This window comes from Chengkuizengella sediminis (assembly GCF_010078385.1).
In the GTDB taxonomy this organism is placed as follows: Bacteria; Bacillota; Bacilli; order Paenibacillales; family KCTC-33759; genus Chengkuizengella; species Chengkuizengella sediminis.
Genome location: NZ_SIJC01000001.1, coordinates 36,193 through 56,288 on the forward strand (window position 1 = coordinate 36,193; position 20,096 = coordinate 56,288).

A 20,096-nucleotide genomic window follows, 5' to 3' on the forward strand; every position below is an offset into this window, starting at 1 on the left:
TTCATATTTGAATGGACTGTCATTGCATCATGATTGATTAATAGCTTCTGTTTAGGAGAACAATATAACGCACCTGTATTTTGAAAATTTCAAATTGGAGTGAATGAATATGAATTACAGAATCGAAAAAGATTCCATGGGAGAAATTAAAGTACCCTTAGATAAATTATGGGGATCTCAAACGCAACGAAGCAGAGAAAACTTTAATATTGGTACTGAATTAATGCCACTAGAACTCATTAAGGCATTCATTATTCTAAAAAAAAGCGCAGCTATTACTAATCATAAATTAGGTAAGTTATCAAATGAAAAGGTAGAAGCTATAATTCAGGCATGTGATGAAATCTTATCAGGTAATTGGGATGATCATTTTCCTCTTGTCGTATGGCAAACTGGAAGTGGGACTCAAACAAATATGAATGTAAATGAAGTCATCGCCAATAGAGGCAATCAACTATTACAACAAAAAGAAATAGAAGATATTCTTCATCCAAATGATGATGTGAATAAATCACAAAGCTCAAATGATACGTTTCCAACTGCGCTTCATATCGCGAGTGTCCTTGAAATTGAAAATAAATTATTACTTTCATTATCCGAACTTAAAGAGACTTTAAGGCAAAAAGTTAATGAGTTTGAAGATGTAGTTAAAATAGGACGTACACACCTACAAGACGCTACACCATTAAGCTTGGGACAAGAAATTAGCGGATGGCATCACATGATAGAAAAAGACGAAAGGATGATCATTGAAAGCACAAAGTACTTAAAAGAACTCGCAATAGGTGGGACAGCCGTTGGAACCGGATTAAATGCACATCCCCAGTTTGGAGATATGGTTGCAAAAAAAATAAGCGAAATGCTCAATTCTGATTTTACTTCTGCATCAAATAAGTTTCATGCACTAACAAGTCATGATCAAATTGTTTACGTACATGGAGCTTTGAAAGCACTAGCAGCTGATTTAATGAAGATAGCAAATGATGTCAGGTGGTTAGCAAGTGGACCTCGATGTGGGATTGGAGAAATTACCATTCCTGAAAATGAACCCGGAAGCTCTATTATGCCAGGAAAAGTAAATCCAACACAATGTGAAGCTTTGACAATGGTTGCTGCTCAAGTGATTGGAAACGATGTAACGATTGGAATAGCAGCTAGTCAAGGGAATTTTGAATTAAATGTATTTAAACCAGTGATTATATATAATTTTCTTCAATCTGTAAGGTTGTTGACAGACTCTATGAGCAGCTTTAACGAAAAGTGTGTGATAGGTATAGAACCCAATGTTGAAAAAATCCAAAACAATTTGCAAAATTCCCTTATGTTAGTTACAGCTTTAAATCCGCATATAGGATATGATAATGCAGCCAAGATTGCTAAACTTGCTCATAAAGAAGGGATCACTTTAAAGGAAGCAGCCACTAAGTCAGGATTATTAACTGATAATGAATTTAATAAGTTTGTTAATCCTCGAAACATGATTTTACCTAAATAAAGGTAGAATATCATAAAGTTACTCAAATGAGTACGAAGTATTCCATAGTAGTCAGCATAATTTAAATCTGATAGAATATTTATCATAACAGATTTTCAGTTTAATGAGACAGAAAGGAGTGTGTATATTTGATGAGTATTAACTTTGATTTCAGGATTCAGCCTCATGCAAAGCCTAGTATTGGAAGGCGGTACTTTGTATGGGGTGATATATAATATCGCTTATATAGTAAGATATCATTTCTGATATGTTTGGCTTTGCACCTTATATTTTATTGAAAAATATGAATAAGGGGCGAGCAGAAATGAGTGTAAAAGCAAACGAAATATTACCTAAAGAACTACTAATAGAACTTCAAAAGTATGTTCAAGGGGAAATGTTATATATACCTAAATCTAAAAAAAATTATCAAAAATGGGGTACACTTTCTGGTGGAAGAAAGGCAATTGATGAAAGGAATGCGATCCTTAAAAATGAATTTAAAAAGGGAAGAAGCATTAGTCAATTAGCTGATGAATATTTTCTTTCAACAGAAACCATTAAAAAAATTGTATATTCAAAAAATTAGTATACACGGATCATCTTTATTCAAAGATGATCTGTGTTTTCTTTGTATGACACAATTTGATTATAAACTATTATCTTTAGGTAGTTAGTGAGGATTTATTCTTTTTTAGTGTTCGAAAATTTGAAAACCTAGTAGGTTGATTGTTCATTTGTTGTATACGAACTGGAATAATTCTTATGATTGCACAGGAAGAAAAAATGTTAATATCATTAGGAACAAGAGGATTTCTGCCTACAACAATCCCTTTGCCTACATCTATAATTTCAATTTCAATGAATCCTAAAGAAAAACCAATAAGTTCAACATCTACTATTTTTCCTATCAGCAGCATGGCTAAATTTGTGATTGGATTTTCGCAACAAGCGCAAACACCCTTATTATTATTAGATAGTAGTTTTAAATTTACTTTGACTGTAGGATCAGAAAAAGCAACTCCAGTGATTTGACAAACAGGAAAAATACCTTGATTTGTGAAAACGACAAAATCTTCAACTCGGTTAATTATAACTTCTCCAAAAAATGTCTGAGTTAAAATAGTCACATTATCAACACCCACCAATTGCTCTAAAATACATTGCATTGGACAGGTACAACAGTCACAAATGGACTCATCAAAGAAACTCATAGAAACGCATCCTCTCGCTATATTTACTTATATTGTATGTTTTTAAAAATAGTTTTGAATGGTCACGTGTTCCATAACTAAAAAAATGTACTCTTGCGTATCTCTCTGTATTTTGATATCTTGATACCTATTGTTAAAGATAAAGTGTAAAAAATGATTGACGATATATAAATTTATACATATAATAAAATTTACTATTAGGAAAGGAATGGTATGAAGTTAATGTGGAATTAATCTATTTTTTAAAGTTCTAACTAAATCGTTGCTTATTTTTCTAGAAGCAATCTAAGGGAACTTAGAGAATAGGATTAATATGCCCATTTTCTTATGCTATTTGGATACTAACATGATTAATGATCTAATTCTTCCTTCCTAATAAAGGAAAAGGAATAACCTTGTTTTTTAACACAAAATAAATGGTGAACTAATCTTTTTTATGATTACCATCTATTATTTGCGTATGTGTAGGACTCAAAATATGAGGTTACAATTAACATTATTTGTCTATCATGTGGTTTTTACAATACCATTTTGCATATAAGGCATGTAAAGCCTCTCTAGGTTTCAGCTTCTAGAGAGGCTTTTTTGCGTTTTTAAAGAGAGGGGAAAATAATCGATGAATACTAAACTTATCTTAATAGAAGGGTTGCCTGGTTTTGGCAAATCTACAACTGCTAAATTTGTTGAACAACTGTTAATGGAAATGAACATTCAAACGGAATTGTTTCTAGAGGGCAATCTGGATCACCCTGCAGATTATGATGGAGTTTCAGTTTTTGACAATAACGAATTTGATGAACTGGTGTTATCAAGTGAACAATATAAAAATATATTCATCAAACGTGCCATAAAAAAAGGAGAACATTATTTCTTACCATACAGAAAGATAGAAAACGATTTGAAAATAAAGTTTCCAGAAGAATTATCAAATTTAATCGTTAAAAAAGATATATACGAAATCACACTAGATCAAAATATTGAATTCATATCAGACAGGTGGAGTGAGTTTACTGAAACTGCCATAAATAATAATCAAACCTATATCTTTGAGTGTTGTTTTATACAGAATCCTTTAACTGTTGGAATGGTTAAATATAATGCACCGAAAGAAATAGTAACGAACTATGTTATGCGATTGGCTGAGATTATAAAACCCTTAAACCCTCTATTAATTTATATAGAACAGGACGACCTTGAGTATTCTTTTAAAAAGGCGATTAAAGAAAGACCGAAAGAATGGTCAGAAGGGGTTTATTACACTAACCAAGATTATGGAAAAAAACATACTTTGAAGGGTTTAGAAGGAATTCTAAAAGTACTTGAAGCTAGAAGAAAATTAGAGTTGCAAATATTTGATAAGTTAAAACTAAAAAAAATAAAGATAAATAATTCAAAGTATGGAACTGACACATACAAGTTGAAATTATCTAAAATTTTGAAAAATGGATGATGGAACACTCACTGAAAAAAAGTTCCACTTTATCGGTGAACAAAAAGGATGGTGGTTTAATGACATTGATAAAATTGCATAACATAAAGAAAAGTTATGGCGATCAAACTGTGCTCAAAGATGTAAATCTTGAGATAAAACTTGGAGAACGAATTGGCTTAGTAGGAGCGAACGGTGCTGGAAAAACGACCTTAGCAAACATTATTTCAGGAAAAACTAAAGCAGATAGCGGTGAAATTACGCATTATATTAGAAATCTGAAAATAGGATATTTGTTGCAATCCACTTCCTATTCTCTGAAATCTTTTAATCATATGTTTGAACAGAATCATCATGATTTCCTTGAAGTATCAAGTCATCTTGGATTAGAAAAAGTGCAGGAATGGAATGGTGATCGTATATCAGGTATGAGTGGAGGGGAAAAAACGAAGATAGCTATTGCTCATGTATACGCTTCTAACCCTGATCTACTAATCTTGGATGAACCTACTAATCATTTGGATTTTCAAGGTGTTGATTGGTTAATTAAAGAACTTAAAAATTTCACTACAAATACGATCATTATTTCCCATGATCGATATTTCCTTGATCAAATTGTGGATCGCATCATTGAAATAGAGGACGGTGTGACAACAAATTTTCCAGGCAATTATACTTTTTACCGAGAGGAAAAAGAAAGAAGATACGAGAGACAAAAACAGAAATATATAGAGCAAAAAAAATATGAAAAGAAAATAGAGTCAGAAATTGAACGATTGAATAACTGGTCTTCAAAAGCCCACAGAGAAGCTGGGAAAGTAGGAAAAATGGCTGATATGAGAAGTGGTAAAGAATTCTATAGATCTAAAGCTAAGAAAATGGATAAACAGGTGAAATCCAGAATAAAACGTTTAGAAAAGATTGAACTGGAAGGGGAAAACAAACCAAAAGAAGAAGCGAAAGTGGATTTTGATTGGGAAAAACAAAACCACCGAGGTAGACGTTTCATCGTAGCAAATCAAATTATGCAAAGCATTGAAGGGAGAATTTTGTTTAAAGATAGCTCTTTTAGCATCTTAAGAGGAGAAAAAATCGGATTGATAGGACCCAATGGTTGCGGTAAAACAACTCTTCTTAGATTGTTTTGTAATGAGGAAACGTTGGAATCGGGAGATTTGTGGATTAGTCCATCTTTGAAAATTTCCCATTTAACTCAGGATGTCAATGACTTGGAATCTCAAAAAACGATAAATGAATTAATTCAACAAACGTATGTCTATCGTGAAGAAGCTCAAAAAACAGTGAATTTACTCATAAGTATGGGGCTGGAAGAATCCATGTTAAATAAATCGATTAAACAATTAAGCCTAGGGGAAAGGACAAGGTTTAAATTAGCACAACTAATGAATGAGAATAAGGATCTACTTATTCTTGATGAGCCTACAAATCATTTAGATTTAGCTAGCAGGGAACAACTAGAGAAGACATTAGTATCATATGGTGGAACTTTATTGATAGTATCACATGATCGATATTTCCTTGAAAAAACCTGCGAAAAATTGTTGGTATTTAAAAATGAGAAAATACAAAAAGTAGAAAATGGCTATAAAAACTATTTAGAAAAGGTTGAGCTTGAGAAAACTCCAAATTTAAAAATTCAGGAGAAAACACTAGAAGAGAAGATGATTATTGAAAATCGCCTCATACAAATCATGGGAGAATTGGGGCGTTTGAATCCGATAGATTCAGAATACCAATCTTTAGATGAAGAATTTAAACAACTTATGAAACGAAAAAAGCAGCTTTTCGATTGAAATTCAATATTAACACCGTCTAATTATACTGACGGTGTTAGTCTTAAATATATAACAAGTGAAACTTAATATTTATTTAATCGTATATTAATCAAAAGACAAAAGCATTTTAGTAAACTATCTAAAAAAAGATAGTTATTAGGAGGAAACAATGAATATTAGACTTGCTGGAACAAAAGATATTGAACAATTAATTAAAATGAGATGGGATTTTACACTTGAAGATTACCCAGATAAAAAAATACAAGATAGTGATTATAACCAATTTCATGAGGAGTGTGAAAGTTTTTTACTAAATGCGTTTAACAATAATCATTGGTATATATGGGTTGTGGAAATTGAGGGAAAAATAGTTTCTAATATTTACATAGAAGTTATTCATAAAGTACCTAGACCAGGGAGAATTACTTATCCATTTGGCTATATGACTAACGTTTATACTATTCCAGAATCTAGGGGATTAGGTTTGGGAAGCAAACTAATGACGGAGATTAACAAATGGGCGGAAGAATTAAATTATGAATTTATCATTGTTTGGCCAAGTGAGCAAAGTATTGATTTTTATAGTAGGAACGGATATATACATTGTAAAGAACCTATGGAAAACACCTTAAGTTAGAAAATCAAAATCAAATTAATTTTGATTAGAGGGGAGAGAGGAGAGGAGATTATCAATATGGAATTAAATAGGGATTTTAATGAAAAATGATGTCAAGCTATCATCTGAAATACAGCTTATTTCTCCGTTATACTTTTCAATAATATTTCTACAAACATATAAACCGATCCCTGTTCCTAAATCTTTTGTTGTATAAAAGGGTTCAAAAATAGCATCTGAAACTTCTTTTGGAATTATAGGACCGTTATTTGAAATGATAATCTCAGCTTTCCCATCTAACGTTTTACAGTTGATATCAATAATTCTTTTATGTTTAACTTTTTGGAGCGCATCAATAGAGTTTAATAAAATGTTTAGAAAGACTTGTCTTAATTCATCTTTATTTGCAAAGACCCTTATATCAAATTCAATATTATTAGTAAGTGATACATTACCGTCAACAATACTTGGGTAGATGAAACTAATTAATTCTTCAAACAATCCTTGAAGAGAATTACTTTTCTTTTCACCACTCACTAATTCTTTCTTAGATACATGAAGAAATTGGGTAACTCTAGAGTTTAATTGATGTAATTCATGTTCAATAATATCGATATATTTCAATGAAGGATACTCATTATTTATGAGTTTTGTAAAACCAAGAAGGCTAGTCAAAGGATTTCTGAATTCGTGCACAAAACTAGAAGACATTTGACCTAGAATTTTTAACCGCTCTTTGTGGGTTTGATCTATAAATTGATTTTTTTCTTGTAATTGTTCTTCCTTTATTTCCGTATACTTTTGTATCGCAAAATAAGTAAATTGATCAAATACAGTATTGATTTCTTCAATAATATTTGGAAACTTTTCAATTGGTAATCCTGAACTGAGCACCCAATTAATGATTTCGCTTCTCCCAGCATTTACATTATGTACAAAATCTTCAATATTTGTATTAGCTTCAGCTCTTTCAATAGACACTTTATAAGCTAATACTCTTACATCCTCTTCACTCAATGAATTTTCAAGTCTTAGTACTACTAAATCATACATTTTCAATCCATTATTGAATTCTCGCTCTTTATGTAAATAGGTTTCAGAAATGAAAACCTTTTTTCTCCAAGACTCTATAAAAGTAGAAACATTCTTTTCTAAAAAACAAACAAGTTGTTTACGAATCTCTTGCATTTATATTCCTCACTTTCAATTTCTTAAAAAGCTTGAAATTTTTATTTATATGAATCTAGTAATATTATATCAGTAAATTCTATATACAACACAAAAAGATTGAAAGATTCTATAGTCTCTCTTGTGTGGAATACACTTGCAGTTATCATTATTATCAGTATTTATGCATCACTCTTAGTTGTATTAATAAAGCAGAAGTTGCTCAATGAAACTTACTCATATTTCTTATTTTCATATTCACCTCCGTAGTGAAGTTAATCTTTGGATAAACTTCTTCCCAATTTATACTTTTCCATTCATTATAAGATAAATTATTTCTAACCGCTTCACCTACCCCAACAGGGTCTACATTATTTTTTTGAAGGTAAGCAAGCATATCTTTCATTTCACTATTTAAAACGTTATTAATTTTACTTTCTATCTCCTTTTGCACAGTGTCTTTGCTTAATGTTTGTTTCCCTGAATATCCTTCTAAATTTCCGGTTATATGGATATCAAAATTGACAGAAAAATTGTTATTCTCTTTTTTAACTTTAATTTTATGTTTAGTTCGTACATAGGATAAATGAACATCTTCCTTTTTGCCTCCAATTTCTATTTCTAGATCAATCACTCCTTTTTTAAAATCTTCACTTAACAAAAATAAATATATCGCTTTTGCGTTGGTTATTGAAGCGACCATCCGATCATCTTTAAAAAGAGCAAAACCATCTAAAAGTATGTTTCTTTTTGTAGTTAATATCATGGGTAAAATAGGATCAATACCATCGTCATAATAAGATCTAGAAAACTGTAATATATTTACAGAAGGGTAAACGTATTCTTCATCTAATCTTTCTAACATGGTTTCAATATAAGAACCTGTATTCGGCTCTTTTTCTAATTTTGTAATCAATATCTCTTTGGCAGTTCCTTTAGCGACCGCTAGACTCACTAGTGGTCCAACAGAGGGATCACGAAGAAAAGATAAAATAATTGGGAAAATTCCATCTTTAGCTAATTCTTCTCCGAATAAACTAATACGTAGTTGACCATTAACTACTTGTCTCTTTGTTTGTGACATCATCTCAATGTCTGCATTTTCCAACGAGTTGGAAGATGCATGTAAATATTCAAATACATCCATTTCAGTTGGAACCTGATACATGGCAGTGATATCTAGATGTTTGTCCTCATGTTTAGAAGCATCGAAACCAATCCCACTTATCATGGCTAAATCATCAATACCATAATTATTCATACAACCCGTTAAAAAAAATATAAAAATTAATAAAAAAACTAATTTATTCATAGAACTTCACCATTTTTTGACTCATTCCTTTTTCTTTTTATAGTTGTAATTCCAATGATAAGCAATAGGATAATTGGTAAACCCATTGCAATAATTGCTTCTACTCTTCCAATCAATTTTAACCAGTTCCCTACATCCAATAAAAATCGAGGGATATATGAAATACCAAAAGAAATGATGATTAGGATTATAATTGACACTTTTGGTTTTATTTGCGGTATTGAGTATCTAAAGACTTGATCACCTGCCCAATAGAACATAACAACTGTGATAAGTGCTTTCAAAGAGAATAGACTAAATATTAAACTTTCTATTCTTTCAATAAAAGGAAACTTTATATACTCAAATAGCGTTAAAACTGGAAATGTTTCGTTTTTTAATTGTTCAAAGCTTAAAACTCCAAAGGCGATAAAGCAAATGGGTACGTATATTACAAATGTAGTAAATAGATTTCCGTAGAACATGGCTTTTATTGATGATCGAGATTTTAAAATGTAAGGAAATATAAGGATGATGATCTCATATCCTAAAAATGCATTTAGAATTTCTAAACCTTGAGTAAATAATTCTTTTTCACCTTTGAAAATAAAGGGTGTTAATCGAGCTAATTTAAATTCAGCGACATAAAGTGCCATTATAGAAACGGACCATATCGTCATAAAGAAAAAAATAATGGTTGTTTTACCGATTTGATATAGACCTTTACTCACAAGAAAGTAAACAAAAATTAACGTGAATATTAAATATACAGTGGGAGATAACTCAGGGAAATACAACATTTTGAATAACAATCCGAAATTCTTACCAACTAATATGCCAAGAATACACCATAGGAATGCCAAACAAAGAAAAAAGGGTCGCAGTAAAAATTTTGGAATTAAGTCTTCAAAAATCTCAAATATAGACCTACCCTTACCATAATGGAAAACCAACGCGATTAACAATATATTTATCATTGGAATTATTGAAATAATAGCAACTCCTATCCATCCATTCGTACCAAATGCACCAGCTGCTATCCTAGGCAAGCTAAATATTGTAATTCCTGATTGTATCATGTAAATAAGGACAGCGATTTGAAAAGGATGGAGTTTTTCCTTCATCGTAAATTCCCTCCTAACGTTTATTTTTATTAGAATTCTTTTTCTTTTTACTTATGTTAGACTCATTATTTAAAGTTGATAAAGGAGCACGTATTAATGTATCTAACCAATTAGACGGATGTGTAGGTGATATTGGCCAAAGGTATGGGGTTTTTAAACTTGTAAGGCTTGTAAGTGAAAGAACTAAGAAACCTAGTGCAATACTGATTCCAAGATTACCTAGAAAACCGGCCATTAGTATAAATCCAAATCGAATGATTCGTACTGAACTACTCATCACATAACTAGGAATGACAAAAGAAGAAATAGCAGAAACGGCAACAAAAATAATTAAGATGTTACTCGTAATACCTGCCTCAACGGATGCTGATCCGATAACAATCCCTCCAACAATCCCAATGGTTTGTCCAACTTTTGTTGGCAAACGTGCTCCTGCTTCTCTTAACAACTCAATGGTAAACTCCATAATAAGCGCTTCAATGATAGGAGGGAAAGGCACATTACTTCTAGATTTAACTAAAGTAGGCAATAGTAATTCAGGTACCATTGCATAATGAAATGTAGTAATGGATACATACAATGCCGTCAGAGTAACTGTAATAAAAAATGCAAATAAGCGAAATATTCTAATTAATGACCCTGTGAGCCAACGTTGATTGTAATCATCAGGCGAATGTACAAAATCAAAGAAAGTTGCTGGTGCACTAAAAGCATATGGACTATTACTCATGAGTCCAATGATTTTTCCTTCGGTTAGTTTAGAAGACATTACATCTGGACGTTCAGTTGTAAAAATCTGAGGAAAAGGTGAAGTAGGGTACTCCTCAATCAATTGGACTAACATATTCACATCATAAATGGCATCAATTTTAATGTTTTCCATTCTATTTTTAAGTTCATTTACCAAATCTTGTTTTGCAAGGTCCTCAATATATAAAATATACACAGTGTTTTTTGTGATTTTCCCAATAGAATATTTTAAAACCTTCAATTTAGAACTTTTTACTCTTCTTCTAACAAGAGATAAATTTGTGTTAATATCTTCATTAAAGGCATCATGTGAACCCGTAATTATGGTTTCAGATTCAGCTGTCTGTATTGCTCGAGTTTGTAAATTAATAGCGGCAAAAATATAAGTTTGATCTTGGTGGAAAATGATCACATTTCCAGCTAAAAGAGCATTCACAACTTCTTTACCATCACTACTAATTTTAAATTGACTATGTGAAAAAAAAGACTCAATCTCTTCCTCATTTAATTTATCAATCTTTGAAAAAAGCACTTTTTCAACCATATCTTTTGCAATCATATATTCAAAATACATTAATTGAATATGAATTTGAGGATACTCTTTCTTTGTAATATCAGCACATTTTGAAAATTCTTCTTCAATGTGAGAGTATGTAGGTTTTGGATTTTTTTTGTTTTCTTTGTTTTTAGAATTTTTAGCTTGTAAGTCATTAAAAAAAATTTTTTTAAGTAATTTAAGCAAGAGATCACCTCAATTTAGATGAATTAACAATTTTTTCATTCAGAAGAAGGTACTTTGTTAAGTAGTATGAGCAATTGTATCATTCTCAATTCAGATTTTAGTAATCAACTTTATTTGTACACAATTCAGAAAACATCGTCTTTTATTCTCTTACAAAAATGATAAAAAACTGTTGACTCGAATACTTGTATAAATTAATATTAAAAATTCCAACAAATATTTGTTTAATTCTTGATGATAATCCTATCTTCTTTAAAAAGATGATTGGATTTTTATATTTATAGTTGAAAAAATAATGAGTATGGGGGAGAGTGACCTATCATGAGTGAGTATCAATGGGTAGGAAGTCAAAAAAACTATGTTGATGAGATTCACACAAAGTTATTGAATAACACTTTTGTAATAGGTCATTTTGGTGGTAACTCATCAGCAGGACAATACAAAAATGAAGATGGTTGTTTAATATGGATTAATCAAGAAGAAAATTGGGAATTTGTTATTATTCTTGATGCACATCATACTGCTCAAAGTGCAGAACTTATTCTTTCTACCTTTGAAGATGAAAAGGAAACAGTGCATCAGATCTTAAAAATGAAATATAACGCTTCGTTTGAAAATATTCGTAATTTAATTCTGAATACATTCAATGGTAAGAGATTTAAAGAGTCTTGTAAAAAGATTCAAGGCGAATCTGCTTGCCTCTTTGTAATAAGAAAAGGTAATTTTCTTTGGTGGTTATCTATTGGGGATTGTATTCTTCTTTTAAATCATCCTGATTTATCTGCTCTTGGAGAGTACCAACAAAACCACAGGAGCTTTTTCGAATGGGTTGGTCAAAAAAGCACATTTAACAATGGAATTCCATGTTTTAGTTCCGGAACAAAAGAAATAAGAAAGGGAGAAAATCACATATTTCTAACAACAGATGGACTGGTGGAATGCCCTAACACGAATTTTAAATATCCTGCAGAAATATTTAATATTTTTGAAGGAGTTAAACATCAAGAGGGTGTGTTGAAGTTGTTAGAAGAAATAAAGAAAAAGAATGTTCGAGATAGTACTACAATCATCTCTTGGAAAGTAATCATTAATAACAATTCAACTATGCCAAGTGATTTCTCTGAACAGACATCTTTAATGCTTTAGTTGAGCTCATCAGCACTTGCATAATTATCCTAATTTAGGTGAATAATGGGCGTATATCCATTAGGTATTGGGGTGTGCGTAGATGAGCTTTGTGGGGAAAATGTTGAAATCAATACTAAAAAGGAAAAATAATGAACATAAATATGTAGATCGTAATGATAGCAAATTTGAAAAATCCCTACTAAACTCTAACCTTCAACAAAATATTAGAAAATTCAAGTCTATGTTAGGTAATAGTACAGATTTAGAAATAAGACAGTTCCGTTTAGGGAAAAATGGTTCCTATCAAGTAGCTTTCATTTATACTGATGGTTTAGTTGATAGAGAAATTATCAATGATCTTTTAGAAACATTAATGGTTAACTTACGAAAAGTCGATGATCAAAATCCCATGGAGAAATCTTCAACGATATTAGAGTACTTAGAAAATTATGGAATTACTATAGGTGGGATAACGGGAGTAAACGATTTTGAGACTGCCTTTGATGCAATTCTTTCAGGGGACACGCTTTTACTTATTGATGGTTATAGTGAAGGTTACTACTTGGCGACGAATGGATGGGAAGACAGAGGTGTAACAGAAGCAACATCTCAAACCGTCGTAAGAGGACCACATGACTCATTTACAGAAACATTAAGAACAAATACAGCTTTAATTAGGCGAAGGATAAAAAATCCAAATCTATGGTTGGAAACTAAGCAGATTGGAAAGAGAACAAGAACAGATGTAGCAATCATGTATATTAAAGACATTGCCGAAGATAAAGTTGTACAAGAAGTAAGAAACCGTTTGGAACGAATTGATATTGACGCCATACTTGAAAGTGGGTTTATAGAAGAACTAATTCAAGATGAGACATTTACTCCATTTCCTACTATTTATAACAGTGAAAGACCTGATGTCATCACTGCAGGTCTTTTGGAAGGAAGAATTGCAATCTTTGTGGATGGAACTCCTTACGTTTTGTTAGTTCCAGCTTTATTTATTCAATTTTTCCAGTCTCCAGAAGATTATTATTCCCGTGCAGATATAGCAACTGCCATTAGAATTTTGCGATTTTTTTGTTTTTTTATCACCTTGTTATTTCCTGCTCTTTATATTGGAATTACAACTTTTCATCAAGAGATGATTCCTACACAATTGTTAATCAGTTTGGCCGCGCAAAGGGAAGGAATACCTTTTCCTTCATTTGTAGAGGCTTTAATCATGGAAATTACTTTTGAGATTTTAAGAGAAGCAGGGATTCGTATGCCAAGGGCTGTAGGACAAGCTGTTTCTATAGTAGGTGCACTTGTCATTGGACAAGCAGCGGTAGAGGCAGGAATTATATCGGGTGTGATGGTTATTATCGTAGCGATGACTGCAATCGCTAGTTTTGTTTTACCTACATACAATATGGCTATTTCTGTCAGGCTTCTACGTTTTGGATTCATGATACTTGCAGCTACATTCGGATTGTTTGGTATTATCGTTGGTCTCATCGCACTAGTTCTTCATTTGTGTAGTTTAAGATCATTTGGAGTTCCATATATGGCTCCTATGGCACCTTATAATGCTGCCAATCAGAAGGATAACTTAATACGATTCCCGATATGGGGGTTAATACAAAGACCGCACCTAATTAGTCAAAAAAATATAGTAAGGCAACATAATAATGTTTCTACAAAATCAAAAAAATAAGCTGAACTTACTTTCGCTTTAAACAGTCGACAAAAACCCCTTATTTCAGAGACGAGACGAAATGAAAGAAGTGAAATAAACCTTGATCAGAATAGCTAATTGTTCATTCATTATGATACTCTTGATTACTTCTTTGACGGGTTGTTGGAGTCGCAAAGAAATCCCAGAATTAGGTATTGTTTTAGGTATGGGTATCGATAAGACAGACGATGATAACTTCTTAGTTTCTTATCAAGTTGTTGATCCTGGAGAAAACACACCTAGACAAAGTAGTGGAAACAGAACACCTGTATCGCTTTTTCAAGCAAAGGCAGATAATCTCTTTGAAGCTGCAAGGAGAGCTACCATGACAATCCCGCGCAAATTATATTTTTCACATATACGTACTCTCATTATTGGTGAAGATCTTGCGAAGGAAGGAATTAAGAATGTGCTCGATTTTATGTCTAGGGATCATGAAATGCGTCCTGATTTCTTTGTTATGATAGCAAAGGGACATAAAGCTGAAGATATTCTGAAGGTTTTAACCCCATTAGAGAAGATCCCAGCTAATAATATGTTTGACTCATTACGAATGTCTGAACAGAACTGGGCACCAACGTACGGGTTACATTTAGATAAACTGATAAGTGAGGTGGTTACAGATGGAAATGAAGCAACTCTTTCAGGGATTCGAATTGATGGAGAGATAGAGATCGCTGAGAAAAGATTAAATGTAGAAGAGATTGACTCTCCTGGTAAATTGGTCATTGAAGGAATCGGTGTGTTTAAAGGGGACAAACTTATAGGCTGGTTTAACGAAGTCGAAAGCAAGGGTTTTAATTACATCATTGATAATGTTACATATACGGCAGGGCAGATAGAGTGTCCAAACGGTAACGGAGATAAATTAGCTATTGAAATTAGCAGTGCAAAAACAAAGGTAAACGTAAAAGTGCAAGATGAAAAGCCTTTCTTCGATTTAGAGGTTAATATTTTAGGTAATATTGGTGAGGTAGCTTGCAAAATTGATTTGACTAAAACAGAGAATATTTATGCAGTAGAAAAGTTAGTTGGAGAGAAAGTCAAAAAACTCATGGAAGTAGCTATCACAAAGGCTCAAAAGGAATATAACTCTGACGTCTTTGCTTTTGGCGATACAGTGTATAGAACACATCCTAAAGCATGGAAGGAACTATCTGGAAATTGGGATAAAGAATTTCCCAATCTAGATGTAAGCATAAAGACAAATGTGACACTTCGTTCAACAGGAACGCTTAATAATAGCTTTATCCAAAAGCTCCCCCTTGAAAAATAGATGTGTACTTCTACGAGGATGGAAATATGTATGCTAAAGGAGATGGCTAAAAGTTGAAAGTAGTAGGAATCATTATTGTTGCAGCACTTATTGCATACTTTGAAATTTCACCTATGGCAAACAAAAAAGAAATAAAGGATTTATGGGTTTTTTCCTTTCTGTTATTGATAGGAACTGTTTTAAGTATCATGCTAGCCATTGGAGTACCAATTCCGAACCCCTTAGATGGAGTGACAAAGGTGTTGAAACCAGTCACTAATTTCATTCTAGGATTATTGGAGTAATTTCATCCATTCATTACTCTCAGTTACAAAAGATGTAAAGAAAGTTAGGAAAGGTGAAAATAATGCTGGAGCAAGGTAAGATTTCGAATAGACAATTAACAATTTTAATTGTTCAATTCATTATAGGAAGTAAAATTTTGTTTGTTCCAGCTTCTCTAGCAGCAGATTCAGAACAAGATGTTTGGATATCTGGATTGATTGCTATTGTAGTAGGTGTGCTTGTGGCTTGGTTTTATGCTCATCTTGCACTCCAGTTCAAAAATCAAGGTATCTTACAGTATAGTGAAGCAGTATTAGGAAAATGGTTAGGTAAGCTTGTAACTATTGTTTTATGTTTGTATTTTTTAATTATTGCAGCTTTTCTAGTTAGAGATATAGCAGATTTCATGACGATTCAAATCATTCCTGGTACACCTATCCTCGCAATTATGATTGTTTTCATGATAGTAACAATTATTGGTGTTAGGCTAGGTTTAGAAGTGCTTAGTAGAGCAGCTGAGATATTTAATCCCTGGGTTATTTTATTATTATTATTATTATTAGTTTCTGTCTCTACTCAAATTGAATGGAAGAATATACTTCCAGTTTTTGACCATCAAATGAAACATATTATGAAGTCATCCCTCACCTTTATCACATTCCCATACTTAGAAATGATTATCTTTCTACAGATCCTCCCATATGTAAACAAACCTTCACTTGTAAAAAGAAGCATGATTGTGGGAACGATTCTTGGAGGAGGTATGTTAGTTGTAGTTACTCTTTTTTGTGTCTTGATTTTAGGAGTTGATAGTACGACACGTCATATATATCCAACGTATGCCCTAGCTAAAAAAATTACGATTGGAGAATTTATTAGCCGGATTGAAGTCATCGTTGCCGGAGTATGGTTTCTTACTATATTCATAAAATTATCTCTCTGTTTATATTTCATAGCAGCTTCCATCATGCAATTATTTGCATTAAAAAATTACAAACCCCTCACTTTACCAATCGGTATTATTCTCATTTGTCTTGCTATTTTACTTGTACCCAATATGACCTACTTAATCACTTTTGACGCAACAACATGGATCCCTATTGCTATTATCGTTGGTTTTATCCTTCCGCTTATTATTTATATCGTGCATAAACTAAAATTAGCTACAAGCGGTAAGAAAACATAACAAGTTACCCAAATGATAATCACCCCTATATCCCTTCATTAAACTAAAGCGTTTTGTCTTTGCAGTACATTCTTGAGAAGAACACCATAATTTACTATTATTAAATTGTGAATAATTAAATACTTTTAATAATGGGGGATTTTCAATGGAGAAACAAGTACTGGAAAGTCAAGATCTTGAACAGTTTTTCCCTGTAAGTAACGTAGATTATATTGAATTTTATGTAGGGAACGCAAAACAGGCATGTCACTATTTTTGTAAAACATTTGGTTTTCAGCCAATTGCTTATTCTGGATTAGAAACAGGTAATCGAGAAACGGTATCATATGTTATACAACAAAATAATATTCGCTATATTCTAACTGGATCATTAAATGAAACAAGTCATGTTACTTCGTTTGTTAAAAAACATGGTGATGGAGCTAAAGACGTAGCTTTAGTCGTTGAAAATGTTGAAAGCGCTTATATTGAAGCAGTTAAACGTGGTGCCATTGAAATTTTACCTCCAACAACAATGAAAGATGATAATGGATCAATAAAAAAGGCGATTATCGGTACTTACGGTGACACAATTCATAGTTTAATCGAGCGCACCAACTATAATGGAACGTTTTTGCCAGGTTATGAACCAATTAGCATGAACATTCCATTTGAAAGTACAGGTTTAGTAGCTGTTGATCATGTAGTAGGAAACGTAGAAGAAATGGATGAATGGGTTAGTTATTATGAGAATGTCATGGGATTTAAACAGCTCCTTCATTTTGATGATGACGATATTAGTACAGAATATTCTGCACTCATGTCAAAAGTGATGACGAATGGCGGTAGAATAAAATTCCCAATTAATGAACCTGCCGAAGGGAAGCGAAAGTCACAAATACAAGAATATTTAGAATTTAATAATGGGGCAGGTGTTCAACATATTGCTCTATTAACGGAAGATATTATAAAAACGGTTTCATTATTAAGAAAAAATGGTGTAGAATTTTTAGACACTCCTGATTCGTATTATGATATGTTATCTGAGCGCGTTGGGAAAATTGATGAAGAAGTAGAAAAGCTTAAGAAATTAAAAATATTAGTTGATCGTGATGATGAAGGATATTTACTACAAATTTTTACAAAACCAATTGTAGATCGTCCTACATTGTTTATTGAGATCATTCAACGAAAAGGTGCTAAAGGTTTTGGTGAAGGTAATTTTAAAGCATTGTTTGAATCGATTGAACGTGAGCAAGCGAGAAGAGGTAATTTGTAGGTACCCCAAAAAGTGAACGATATTCAAAGGTGCATATACCGACTACTTTTCGGGGACCCCGGTAACCATAAAACGAACGATTATTTTTGACCGTTCAATTTTTAGACAATAATATGGAGGTGATTCTTTTTGATTGTTGAACCCAGTACCGTTCCCTGGCAAGATGCTTATAAGTTATTAATTGGTTCAGTCTTACCCCGCCCAATTGCATTTGTTTCTACCGTTGATCATGAGGGTCGTGCAAACCTCGCACCATTTAGTTTTTTTACATGTATAAGCGCTGATCCGATGCTCATTTGTTTTGCTCCTATGGTTCGAGGTAGTGATGGAGCTAAAAAGGATACGCTAAAAAATATTGAAGCAACTGAGCAGTTCATCATAAATATTGTAAGTGAAGATATCATTAATCAAGTGAATGAATGTGCAACAGAATATCCAAATGAGGTAGATGAATTTATTGTTTCTGGGTTAAAAAAAGAAGCTGGACACAAAGTTGATGTACCTAGAGTGAAGGAAAGCCAAGTTCATCTCGAATGCACATTATATGAATTACACCATTATGGATCTCATCCTGGTTCAGGTAGCTTAGTCGTTGGCAAGGTTGAACTTATAAATGTCGCAGATCACTTATATGAAGATGGGAAAATAAATACTAGTAAATTAAATCCTATTGGAAGGTTAGCTGGTCAATCATATACAAGAGCGATAAGTGACACTTTTATTTTAAATAGAAAAAAAAGTGGTGATTCAAAGTGAGATATGTCACCTTTCGTACAGAAACAGGAGATATGCGAGCTGGGTGGTTAAATGAGGACAAAGTCATTGACATGAATATTGCTAGTAATTGGAAACTTCCAAATGATTTACTTACTTTTATTGATAAATATGACACATATTATACTCTATTAGAGGATATACAAGCTCATGAGGAATCTATTTATGCATTAGATAATGTTAGACTTTGTGCCCCGTTACCAAATCCCCCAAGTGTACGTGACTTTTATGCATTTGAAGAACATGTAAAAACGGCGCGAGGTAAACGTGGTTTGACTGTTATTCCTGAATGGTATGAGATGCCAGTATTTTACTTTACAAACCACAGAGCAATAACAGGACCTGAAGAATCGATAGAAAAACCGAAGAACTGCTCCTGTTTAGATTTTGAGCTTGAACTTGCTTGTGTAATAGGTAAAAAAGGGAGAAACATTACAGTCGAACAAGCAGAAGAGTATATTTTTGGTTATACAATCATGAACGATTGGAGTGCACGTGACATCCAGGCGAAGGAAATGAAGGTAGGTCTAGGTCCTGCAAAAGGTAAAGACTTTGCCACCTCAATCGGTCCATTTATAGCTACTGCAGATGAACTAGAGCAATATAAGGTTGGAGATCGTTATCAATTAGAAATGACTGCGTCGGTAAATGGTACGCCATTATCTAAAGGAAATTTCCAGAGTATATATTACTCCTTTGCAGAAATGATCGAACGTGCTTCTCAAAATGTAACATTGTATCCTGGTGATATCATTGGCTCAGGTACAGTAGGAAGTGGATGTATATTAGAGTTAGGAACTGATATACACCGGTGGTTGGAACCGGGTGATGTGGTTGAACTTGAAATTACAGGGCTTGGAGTATTGCGAAATAAAATAGTTGAGTAA

General features: G+C 32.6%; 18 protein-coding genes. 13 read left to right on the forward strand and 5 right to left on the reverse strand.

The window, feature by feature from the left end; translation table 11 throughout:
* Positions 1–109 precede the first annotated feature (109 nt).
* Complete coding sequence (gene fumC / locus EPK97_RS00165; RefSeq protein ID WP_162034584.1) at positions 110–1,495, forward strand: class II fumarate hydratase; 1,386 nt, start codon at positions 110–112, stop codon at positions 1,493–1,495.
* A 304-nt stretch (positions 1,496–1,799) separates the two neighbouring features.
* Complete coding sequence (locus EPK97_RS00170; protein ID WP_162034585.1) at positions 1,800–2,063, forward strand: CD3324 family protein; 264 nt, start codon at positions 1,800–1,802, stop codon at positions 2,061–2,063.
* 76 nt (positions 2,064–2,139) lie between these two features.
* On the opposite strand, the gene EPK97_RS00175 is transcribed toward EPK97_RS00170, so the two are convergent.
* The gene (locus tag EPK97_RS00175) at positions 2,140–2,688 is read right to left on the reverse strand and encodes a hypothetical protein (protein ID WP_162034586.1); all 549 of its coding nucleotides are present in this window, start codon (positions 2,686–2,688) and stop codon (positions 2,140–2,142) included.
* Positions 2,689–3,304: 616 nt separating this feature from the next.
* On the opposite strand from EPK97_RS00175, the gene EPK97_RS00180 reads away from it, so the two are divergent.
* The 3 genes from EPK97_RS00180 to EPK97_RS00190 all read left to right on the forward strand — a co-directional run bounded on the left by EPK97_RS00180 (position 3,305) and on the right by EPK97_RS00190 (position 6,550).
* Positions 3,305–4,138 carry a P-loop NTPase family protein gene (locus tag EPK97_RS00180; protein WP_162034587.1) on the forward strand — a complete coding sequence of 278 codons (834 nt, stop codon included), beginning with the start codon at positions 3,305–3,307 and terminating at the stop codon, positions 4,136–4,138.
* A 59-nt stretch (positions 4,139–4,197) separates the two neighbouring features.
* Positions 4,198–5,931 (forward strand): ribosomal protection-like ABC-F family protein, encoded by a 1,734-nt coding sequence (abc-f, locus tag EPK97_RS00185; RefSeq protein WP_162034588.1) that lies wholly within the window; start codon positions 4,198–4,200, stop codon positions 5,929–5,931.
* Positions 5,932–6,082: 151 nt separating this feature from the next.
* Entirely contained in the window at positions 6,083–6,550 is a 468-nt protein-coding gene (locus tag EPK97_RS00190) for a GNAT family N-acetyltransferase (protein ID WP_162034589.1), read from the forward strand.
* Positions 6,551–6,613: 63 nt separating this feature from the next.
* Here EPK97_RS00190 and EPK97_RS00195 read toward each other — a convergent pair whose 3' ends face one another.
* From EPK97_RS00195 to EPK97_RS00210, 4 genes are all read right to left on the reverse strand, one after another.
* Positions 6,614–7,717, reverse strand: coding sequence for a sensor histidine kinase (locus tag EPK97_RS00195; RefSeq protein WP_162034590.1), 1,104 nt, complete (start codon positions 7,715–7,717; stop codon positions 6,614–6,616).
* Positions 7,718–7,919: 202 nt separating this feature from the next.
* Positions 7,920–9,008, reverse strand: a complete 1,089-nt coding sequence (locus EPK97_RS00200; RefSeq protein ID WP_162034591.1) for a Ger(x)C family spore germination protein — start codon at positions 9,006–9,008, stop codon at positions 7,920–7,922.
* Positions 9,005–10,111, reverse strand: a complete 1,107-nt coding sequence (locus tag EPK97_RS00205) for a GerAB/ArcD/ProY family transporter (protein ID WP_162034592.1) — start codon at positions 10,109–10,111, stop codon at positions 9,005–9,007. The genes EPK97_RS00200 and EPK97_RS00205 overlap by 4 nt, the downstream gene beginning before the upstream one ends.
* A 13-nt stretch (positions 10,112–10,124) precedes the next feature.
* Positions 10,125–11,603 (reverse strand): spore germination protein, encoded by a 1,479-nt coding sequence (locus EPK97_RS00210; RefSeq protein WP_170295417.1) that lies wholly within the window; start codon positions 11,601–11,603, stop codon positions 10,125–10,127.
* Positions 11,604–11,924: 321 nt separating this feature from the next.
* On the opposite strand from EPK97_RS00210, the gene EPK97_RS00215 reads away from it, so the two are divergent.
* The 8 genes from EPK97_RS00215 to EPK97_RS00250 all read left to right on the forward strand — a co-directional run bounded on the left by EPK97_RS00215 (position 11,925) and on the right by EPK97_RS00250 (position 20,096).
* Positions 11,925–12,749, forward strand: a complete 825-nt coding sequence (locus EPK97_RS00215; RefSeq protein ID WP_162034593.1) for a PP2C family serine/threonine-protein phosphatase — start codon at positions 11,925–11,927, stop codon at positions 12,747–12,749.
* A gap of 82 nt (positions 12,750–12,831) precedes the next feature.
* Positions 12,832–14,430, forward strand: coding sequence for a spore germination protein (locus tag EPK97_RS00220; protein WP_162034594.1), 1,599 nt, complete (start codon positions 12,832–12,834; stop codon positions 14,428–14,430).
* An 82-nt stretch (positions 14,431–14,512) separates the two neighbouring features.
* Positions 14,513–15,727, forward strand: a complete 1,215-nt coding sequence (locus EPK97_RS00225) for a Ger(x)C family spore germination protein (RefSeq protein WP_162034595.1) — start codon at positions 14,513–14,515, stop codon at positions 15,725–15,727.
* A gap of 53 nt (positions 15,728–15,780) precedes the next feature.
* Complete coding sequence (locus EPK97_RS00230; RefSeq protein ID WP_162034596.1) at positions 15,781–16,011, forward strand: hypothetical protein; 231 nt, start codon at positions 15,781–15,783, stop codon at positions 16,009–16,011.
* Positions 16,012–16,073: 62 nt separating this feature from the next.
* Positions 16,074–17,177: a GerAB/ArcD/ProY family transporter gene (locus tag EPK97_RS00235; RefSeq protein WP_162034597.1), complete on the forward strand. Its 1,104-nt coding sequence runs from the start codon at positions 16,074–16,076 to the stop codon at positions 17,175–17,177.
* A gap of 145 nt (positions 17,178–17,322) precedes the next feature.
* Positions 17,323–18,435, forward strand: coding sequence for a 4-hydroxyphenylpyruvate dioxygenase (gene hppD / locus EPK97_RS00240; RefSeq protein ID WP_162034598.1), 1,113 nt, complete (start codon positions 17,323–17,325; stop codon positions 18,433–18,435).
* A 129-nt stretch (positions 18,436–18,564) separates the two neighbouring features.
* Positions 18,565–19,191, forward strand: a complete 627-nt coding sequence (locus EPK97_RS00245; RefSeq protein WP_162034599.1) for a flavin reductase family protein — start codon at positions 18,565–18,567, stop codon at positions 19,189–19,191.
* Complete coding sequence (locus tag EPK97_RS00250) at positions 19,188–20,096, forward strand: fumarylacetoacetate hydrolase family protein (protein ID WP_420826759.1); 909 nt, start codon at positions 19,188–19,190, stop codon at positions 20,094–20,096. Before EPK97_RS00245 ends, EPK97_RS00250 begins: the two co-directional genes overlap by 4 nt.

Bases quoted from the DNA above. Each gene is read 5' to 3' on its own strand.
- fumC (WP_162034584.1), top strand. From the start codon at position 110: ATGAATTACAGAATCGAAAAAGATTCCATGGGAGAAATTAAAGTACCC.
- EPK97_RS00170 (WP_162034585.1), top strand. From the start codon at position 1,800: ATGAGTGTAAAAGCAAACGAAATATTACCTAAAGAACTACTAATAGAA.
- EPK97_RS00175 (WP_162034586.1), bottom strand. From the start codon at position 2,688: ATGAGTTTCTTTGATGAGTCCATTTGTGACTGTTGTACCTGTCCAATG.
- EPK97_RS00180 (WP_162034587.1), top strand. From the start codon at position 3,305: ATGAATACTAAACTTATCTTAATAGAAGGGTTGCCTGGTTTTGGCAAA.
- abc-f (WP_162034588.1), top strand. From the start codon at position 4,198: ATGACATTGATAAAATTGCATAACATAAAGAAAAGTTATGGCGATCAA.
- EPK97_RS00190 (WP_162034589.1), top strand. From the start codon at position 6,083: ATGAATATTAGACTTGCTGGAACAAAAGATATTGAACAATTAATTAAA.
- EPK97_RS00195 (WP_162034590.1), bottom strand. From the start codon at position 7,717: ATGCAAGAGATTCGTAAACAACTTGTTTGTTTTTTAGAAAAGAATGTT.
- EPK97_RS00200 (WP_162034591.1), bottom strand. From the start codon at position 9,008: ATGAATAAATTAGTTTTTTTATTAATTTTTATATTTTTTTTAACGGGT.
- EPK97_RS00205 (WP_162034592.1), bottom strand. From the start codon at position 10,111: ATGAAGGAAAAACTCCATCCTTTTCAAATCGCTGTCCTTATTTACATG.
- EPK97_RS00215 (WP_162034593.1), top strand. From the start codon at position 11,925: ATGAGTGAGTATCAATGGGTAGGAAGTCAAAAAAACTATGTTGATGAG.
- EPK97_RS00220 (WP_162034594.1), top strand. From the start codon at position 12,832: ATGAGCTTTGTGGGGAAAATGTTGAAATCAATACTAAAAAGGAAAAAT.
- EPK97_RS00235 (WP_162034597.1), top strand. From the start codon at position 16,074: ATGCTGGAGCAAGGTAAGATTTCGAATAGACAATTAACAATTTTAATT.
- hppD (WP_162034598.1), top strand. From the start codon at position 17,323: ATGGAGAAACAAGTACTGGAAAGTCAAGATCTTGAACAGTTTTTCCCT.